This is a genomic window from Auritidibacter sp. NML100628 (assembly GCF_003185985.1).
In the GTDB taxonomy this organism is placed as follows: Bacteria; Actinomycetota; Actinomycetes; order Actinomycetales; family Micrococcaceae; genus Auritidibacter; species Auritidibacter ignavus.
This window is the reverse complement of the sequence record NZ_QHLP01000011.1, coordinates 86,675-92,674: the sequence shown is the minus strand read 5'-3', so window position 1 is coordinate 92,674 and position 6,000 is coordinate 86,675. Positions and strand designations below refer to the sequence as shown.

Sequence of the window (6,000 nt, the reverse complement as noted above, 5' to 3'; positions counted from 1 at the left end):
GGACACGTCGAGGTCTTTCGGATGGACTGTGTAAGAACTTCCATCATCGGAAGACCTCGACGTCTATCCGGGCAGCGCCACGCCGTGTCCTGGAATCACTGATCCACACCCTCAATTACGAAGAGCCCCTAATTCTTAGGCCACCCCACCGGATAGTCACAGCCGTCGACAGCGACTCCGATGCCTCAGGCTCTTTAGGGACTCAATCTGCTGGAAGAGACGCTAAATGTTGGCTGGGAATCGTAGGTTCAGGAGTAGGCGGCGGACTTGCAGGAGCAGCTACTGGAAGTGCCGTTCCTGTAAGTAGGAACAGCAGCAGGAGCTGTTTCAGGTGCAATGGCGGGAAACGCTGTTGGCACCGCTAATTACTGCCGATAAATAATAGGGGCGTGTTCTCATGCACGGGGATAATCGACAGCGGACTCGTTGGTTTTGGATCATGATGGCTTTTGGTGCAGTCTTCTTACTATTCATGATCAGCGTGAAAACGCCGTTAGAGTCAATTTTGATTGTTTCCGTACCATATTTTATTTGTGCAGTAGCTCTACTAGCAGTAAACCGCCGTTCCTCTAATGACACCTAAAATACCTATTCGATCGAACAACTACCTGCACAGCAAAATCAAAAGTCTATCTGAAGATTTACCGCTCGAATCCTCGGTCCTGGTCCCTGTCGCGGGTGGGTCGGCACGGTCTTGCCACCGAATGCCGTTGAGGTAGTTATACGATGCTAGACCAGGTGGCGGAGGACCCGAGCCACCGTCCGGTCCGGGGCCAGCGCACGGAGTTTCCGGAATGCCATATCGGGCAGTGAGACTCCGTAGTGGATGGTGGCCCGTTGCCATTGGTTGCGCGGATGCACCGCGGTGTAGATTTTCTCGGCGACGTCTCGCGGGGTAATCCGCACCCCCAGCGTGCGGATGGATTTGGCGCTCACCTCAGCCAGTGCCGTCTTGGCCCACAGCGGCATGACGTCGATGACCCGAATATCATCGTGTTTCCATTCCAGCCCGAGTCCTTCGGTCAATCCTTTGACGTAGAATTTCGTGGCCGAATACACCAGCACATCGGGTTGACCGTAAATCGCCGATGCCGAGCACATATTCACCAGGGTGGAGCCGGGTGTGGCCTTCAAATACGGGTGTGCTGCTCGGGCACCGTAGGTTGGTCCGGCGCAGTTGACCTCGATGGTGTTCAGAATTCGGGTGGGGTCTTGGCGAGCCAGAGCACCGTCAATGATCACGCCTGCATTATTGTCGAGCACATCGAGCCGTCCCCCGGTGTGCGAGGTGAATTCAGCCAGTGCCGTATCCCACTGCTGTGGGTCGGTGACATCCAAGTGCCCGGTGATCAGGTGTGGATGTCCGTAGGGAATCTCGTTGACGTCGTAGGCTCCCACGAGCCATCCGGCGGATAGGAATTTTTGTGCGGTGGCCCGGCCAATTCCTGTGGCTGCTCCAGAAATGAAAATTGACCTCATGCGGTCACTCTAAAGGACGAGCACGCCACTGAATAGAGATCACTGGTGGCGCACCGTACTCGAGGCCGCTAGACGGTGATGGCAGGGCGGGATACGATGTGCCCGCCCCGAGATGTCAGTCGCAACCAGACTCCTGCCCGAAACAGCTGGGAGGTGCCCCGCTGGGTCAAAAAACTCAGTCCGGACGCGGCAAAAGCCATCCCGGCCGGAAATTGCGCCACGGCCGGGTCGCCGTATGTCTCACCCCAGACTGCGGTGCGGGCCTGGTGAACCATTGCGGCCCCGGGACTGGTGGGCAACGTTTCTGCGACGTGGCGGATGCCCTGTCGAGATAATTCGCTCAGCTCAGCGTCGTCGATCACCGCTGCCAGTCGCCACTGGGTTCTAGGCGGTGTCATGCCGGTCCAGGCGGTTTCTTCTTCTACCGGAGGTAGCGTGAGCCAGGTGATGTCCTGGGAGGTCATCCGACTGGTACGGTCGGTAATCGCTTGTAACGGGTAGACACGGTCGAGTCCGTCCAGCACACCGACTTGGTCCTCAGATTTGTTCAACCCCACGGTCCGAACACCGAGGACGTAGGGCATCTGGTCGCCAAGGCTCAGGGGGCTGAAAATATTGACGGTGGTCACCAAAACATTGCGTTGGACTTGGAGACGCATGCTGGTGGCTTGAAGGTGCTTGGCCCGTTCCGCAAAGCGATGCAAATCGTTCACGACACGGTCATTGGCCAGCGGTATGCGGTGCCCCTGAGTCATCCCGCCATTCTCCCACGAATGGAACACGCGAGCGCTCTGTTGACGACACGAGCGGTTATGATCGATGACAGAATTATTCGCATCGCACTCATCAGAGGGGCACCATTCACATGACCGAGACCAATGGTTCCGAGACGCCGAGGCCAGATTCAACGGATCTACTCCGTCAAGTCTTGGATCTGGAGTATCAGGCAATCATTGATTCCAAGAAAATCTATACCGGCACAACGCCGCCACAATATGGTGGGCGTGTGTTTGGGGGCCAGGTCCTGGCCCAGGCATTGATTGCCGCTGGTGACACGGTCGATGACGAACGGCACCTGCATTCGATGCACGCCTATTTCGTCCGACCCGGCGATGCCCAGGTGCCCATTAACTTTGTGGTGGAAGAAGTCCGCGATGGACGGTCGTTTTCGGTTCGCCATGTGGCAGCGCAGCAACACGGTAAGACCATTCTGACCCTGACCTGTTCCTTCCAGGCCGAGGCATCCGGGATGGACTTTTTCCAGCCCATGCCACAGGGCATGCCCGACCCACGGAGCATCCCCAGCACTGAAGAGTTGTTGGGCGGCATTGACCATCCTCAAGCCCAGGAGATGGCCTCACGTCGCCCCTTCGATATTCGGATGATTTCCGAACCGGTCTACATCGGTCCTGCGCAGGAGCGTTCCTCGCAAACAGCGTGCTGGTTGAAGACCTTTTCCGGCATCGCGCTGGGACATAATCAGCAGGCGGCTGCCCTGGCCTATGCAGCTGACTATATGCCCTTTGATCCGATTCTGCGCCAGGCCGGGCTGTTCTGGGCCACTCCCGGAATTTCGATGGCTTCGCTAGACCACGCCATGTGGTTCCACCGTCCCATCAAGGTCGATGAATGGATGCTGTATGTGCTGTCCAACCCCTCAACCCAGTCGGCGCGAGGCACCAGTATCGGGCAGTTCTATTCCACCGCTGGAGACCTCATTGCCACCGTCGCCCAAGAAGGCATGATCCGCACCCCGGATGACGACAACGCCCCGTCCTCATGATCTCGTCAGTCCTGACACGTGTCGTAACTGTCGTCTGTTAGCACAGCATCTAATCGCGCTAACAGCACAAAAACCACCAACGGGGTCTCACCACACACGATGGCGAGACCCCGTTGGTGTTCAGGGCGTGGAGATCGTGACTCTAGTCGCGAGTCAGTTTCCGGTGGGTCACCCGGTGCGGACGTGCTGCCTCGGGGCCGAGACGCTCAACCTTATTTGCCTCGTAGGATTCGAAGTTCCCCTCGTACCAGTACCAGTGAGCGGGGTTTTCTTCGGTGCCTTCCCAAGCCAACATGTGGGTCGCGACACGGTCTAAGAACCACCGGTCGTGGGAAATGACTACCGCACACCCGGGGAATTCCAGCAGAGCGTTTTCCAGTGAGGTGAGTGTTTCCACGTCGAGGTCGTTGGTCGGCTCGTCAAGGAGGAGCAGGTTGCCGCCTTCTTTCAACGTCAGCGCCAGGTTCAATCGGTTACGCTCACCGCCGGAGAGCACACCAGCTTTCTTCTGCTGGTCCGGGCCTTTGAATCCGAAAGCGGACACATAGGCCCGAGAAGGCATCTCCACATTGCCAACTTGAATATAGTCCAGTCCGTCAGAGACGACCTCCCACAGGGACTTCTCGGGATCAATATTGGCACGGTTCTGATCCACATAGGAGATCTTCACCGACTCACCGATCTTCAGCTCTCCACCGTCGAGGTCTTCCAGCCCCACGATGGTTTTGAACAGGGTGGTCTTACCCACACCGTTCGGCCCGATGATACCGACGATGCCGTTCGGCGGGAGCGAGAACGACAGGTCATCAATCAGGACGCGATCGCCAAAGCCTTTGCGAATATTGGTGGCTTCGATGACCTGCGATCCCAAGCGGGGGCCCGGCGGAATCTGAATCTCTTCGAAGTCAAGCTTGCGGGTCTTCTCCGCTTCAGCTGCCATCTCTTCGTAACGTGCCAGACGAGCCTTCTGCTTGGCTTGACGCCCCTTGGCATTGGTCCGAACCCAGTCGAGTTCGTCCTTGAGGCGTTTGGCCAGCTTGGCGTCTTTGCGCCCCTGAACGGCCAACCGTTCACGCTTCTTCTCCAAATACGTGGAGTAGTTACCTTCGTAGGGGTAAAGACGACCGCGGTCGACTTCTGCAATCCACTCGGCCACGTGATCCAAGAAATACCGGTCGTGAGTCACGGCGATAACAGCGCCGGGGTAGGTCTTTAAGTGGCCCTCCAGCCACTGCACCGATTCTGCGTCCAGGTGGTTGGTGGGCTCATCAAGCAACAACAGGTCAGGCTGTTCCAGCAACAATTTACACAGCGCAACACGACGACGTTCACCACCAGAGAGATGCGTGACGTCAGCGTTGCCATCTGGTAGTTGTAGGGCTTCCATGGCTTGTTCCAACTGAGAGTCGATGTCCCACGCATCGGCGGCATCAATCTCTTCCTGCAACGTGCCCATTTCTTCCATCAAGGCATCGAAATCCGCATCTGGCTCGGCCATTTCGGCAGAAATCTGGTTGTAGCGCTCAAGCTTCTGGTAGATCTCTCCAACGCCTTCACGGACGTTGTCCAGCACATTTTTCTCTTCGTTGAGCGGAGGTTCCTGCAAGAGAATTCCGACCGAGTATCCCGGGCTGAGACGTGCTTCACCATTCGAAGCCTCGTCCAGACCGGCCATGATTTTCAGAATCGTTGATTTACCCGCACCGTTGGGGCCGACCATACCGATCTTCGCTCCGGGGAAGAACGACATGGTGACGTCATCGAGGATGACTTTATCGCCAACTTTTTTGCGGGCATTGATCATGGTGTAAATAAATTCCGCCATGCCCTCTACAGTAGTCGGTGGCCATGGCAAATGCGTACTCGCACGCCACGGCCACCGCACGCTAGCTTAGGCAGCAACCTCTGGATCGTCACCGTCGCCTTGCGGGGTTTCGACCGGGTCGCGCCCCAGCGGAGAGGCGTCCCAAGACTCGGTGGACCCCGCAAATATCTCATACGGACGCGAGAATTCCGCAAACCCCATCGCCAGATCGTGACCGATGGTGGTGGCATAGATTTCGACTGCTGTCCCTTGGCGCTGGCCGTCTTTGGACGTCCAGGGACGAACGGACAAATTGCCCGTCACGACCACGGGTTGACCTTTCACGACACTGCGGTAGACATTATCGGCCAGTTTCTTATAGGCGGTGACGGTAAACCAGTTGGTATTGCCGTCTTCCCACTCTCCCGTGCGCTGATTCCATTTGCGTTCCGTCGAGGCCAAGCGGAAATCCACCGCCGAATCCCCCGAGGGTAGCGTGACTTTTCGTGGTTCGGTTCCCACGGTGCCTCGTACCGTCATGTTTTGTCGCATCGTCCAGCCCCTTTCTCATCATGTCTGCCCCCTGAATACTCTGACGCGGTGGGTGGGAGCTGACGGTGATGGTTGTTCATCGATGGCATTGTTCTCAGCTCCCAGACTGGTAGCACGTGTGTGCCCTGTCCGGGTTGCCTCCAGCTTCGTCGAGTTGAGGGCAACTCGACACCTGCAGCACGTCAACTGTGGATAGTGGTGGCGCGTGTATTGGCCCTGTGGGGAACAAAGCGGATACAATAGGGGGTGCTCATTTGCCTCAGTAGCTCAGCTGGATAGAGCAACGGCCTTCTAATCCGTAGGTCGGGGGTTCGAATCCCTCCTGGGGCGCTGTTGACCAGGTGCTGGTGTGCTGATCTGGTGTACCGGTCTTGCCTCGACC

5 protein-coding genes and 1 tRNA gene are annotated in these 6,000 nt (G+C 57.2%); 2 read left to right on the top strand and 4 right to left on the bottom strand.

What is annotated here, in order from left to right:
• Positions 1–729: 729 nt before the first annotated feature.
• Together DCC24_RS08655 and DCC24_RS08650 are read right to left on the bottom strand one after the other, a co-directional pair.
• Entirely contained in the window at positions 730–1,479 is a 750-nt protein-coding gene (locus DCC24_RS08655; protein WP_110099522.1) for an SDR family oxidoreductase, read from the bottom strand.
• A 68-nt stretch (positions 1,480–1,547) separates the two neighbouring features.
• Complete coding sequence (locus DCC24_RS08650) at positions 1,548–2,192, bottom strand: hypothetical protein (protein ID WP_146206308.1); 645 nt, start codon at positions 2,190–2,192, stop codon at positions 1,548–1,550.
• Between the two features lie 152 nt (positions 2,193–2,344).
• On the opposite strand from DCC24_RS08650, the gene DCC24_RS08645 reads away from it, so the two are divergent.
• Positions 2,345–3,262: an acyl-CoA thioesterase II gene (locus DCC24_RS08645; RefSeq protein WP_110099520.1), complete on the top strand. Its 918-nt coding sequence runs from the start codon at positions 2,345–2,347 to the stop codon at positions 3,260–3,262.
• Positions 3,263–3,404: 142 nt separating this feature from the next.
• Here the strand turns inward: DCC24_RS08645 and ettA are convergent, their stop codons facing one another.
• Both ettA and DCC24_RS08635 read right to left on the bottom strand, forming a co-directional pair.
• Complete coding sequence (ettA, locus tag DCC24_RS08640) at positions 3,405–5,087, bottom strand: energy-dependent translational throttle protein EttA (RefSeq protein ID WP_110099519.1); 1,683 nt, start codon at positions 5,085–5,087, stop codon at positions 3,405–3,407.
• Between the two features lie 66 nt (positions 5,088–5,153).
• A complete protein-coding gene (locus DCC24_RS08635) occupies positions 5,154–5,618 on the bottom strand; it encodes a single-stranded DNA-binding protein (RefSeq protein ID WP_110099518.1) in 465 nt (154 codons plus the stop codon).
• A gap of 256 nt (positions 5,619–5,874) precedes the next feature.
• Here DCC24_RS08635 and DCC24_RS08630 point away from each other — a divergent pair.
• Positions 5,875–5,948: transfer RNA gene (locus DCC24_RS08630), tRNA-Arg, on the top strand.
• Positions 5,949–6,000 lie beyond the last annotated feature (52 nt).

What these genes read in the sequence shown, in the direction of transcription:
- DCC24_RS08655 (WP_110099522.1), bottom strand. Translation starts at nt 1,479, where the DNA reads ATGAGGTCAATTTTCATTTCTGGAGCAGCCACAGGAATTGGCCGGGCC.
- DCC24_RS08645 (WP_110099520.1), top strand. Translation starts at nt 2,345, where the DNA reads ATGACCGAGACCAATGGTTCCGAGACGCCGAGGCCAGATTCAACGGAT.
- ettA (WP_110099519.1), bottom strand. Translation starts at nt 5,087, where the DNA reads ATGGCGGAATTTATTTACACCATGATCAATGCCCGCAAAAAAGTTGGC.
- DCC24_RS08635 (WP_110099518.1), bottom strand. Translation starts at nt 5,618, where the DNA reads ATGCGACAAAACATGACGGTACGAGGCACCGTGGGAACCGAACCACGA.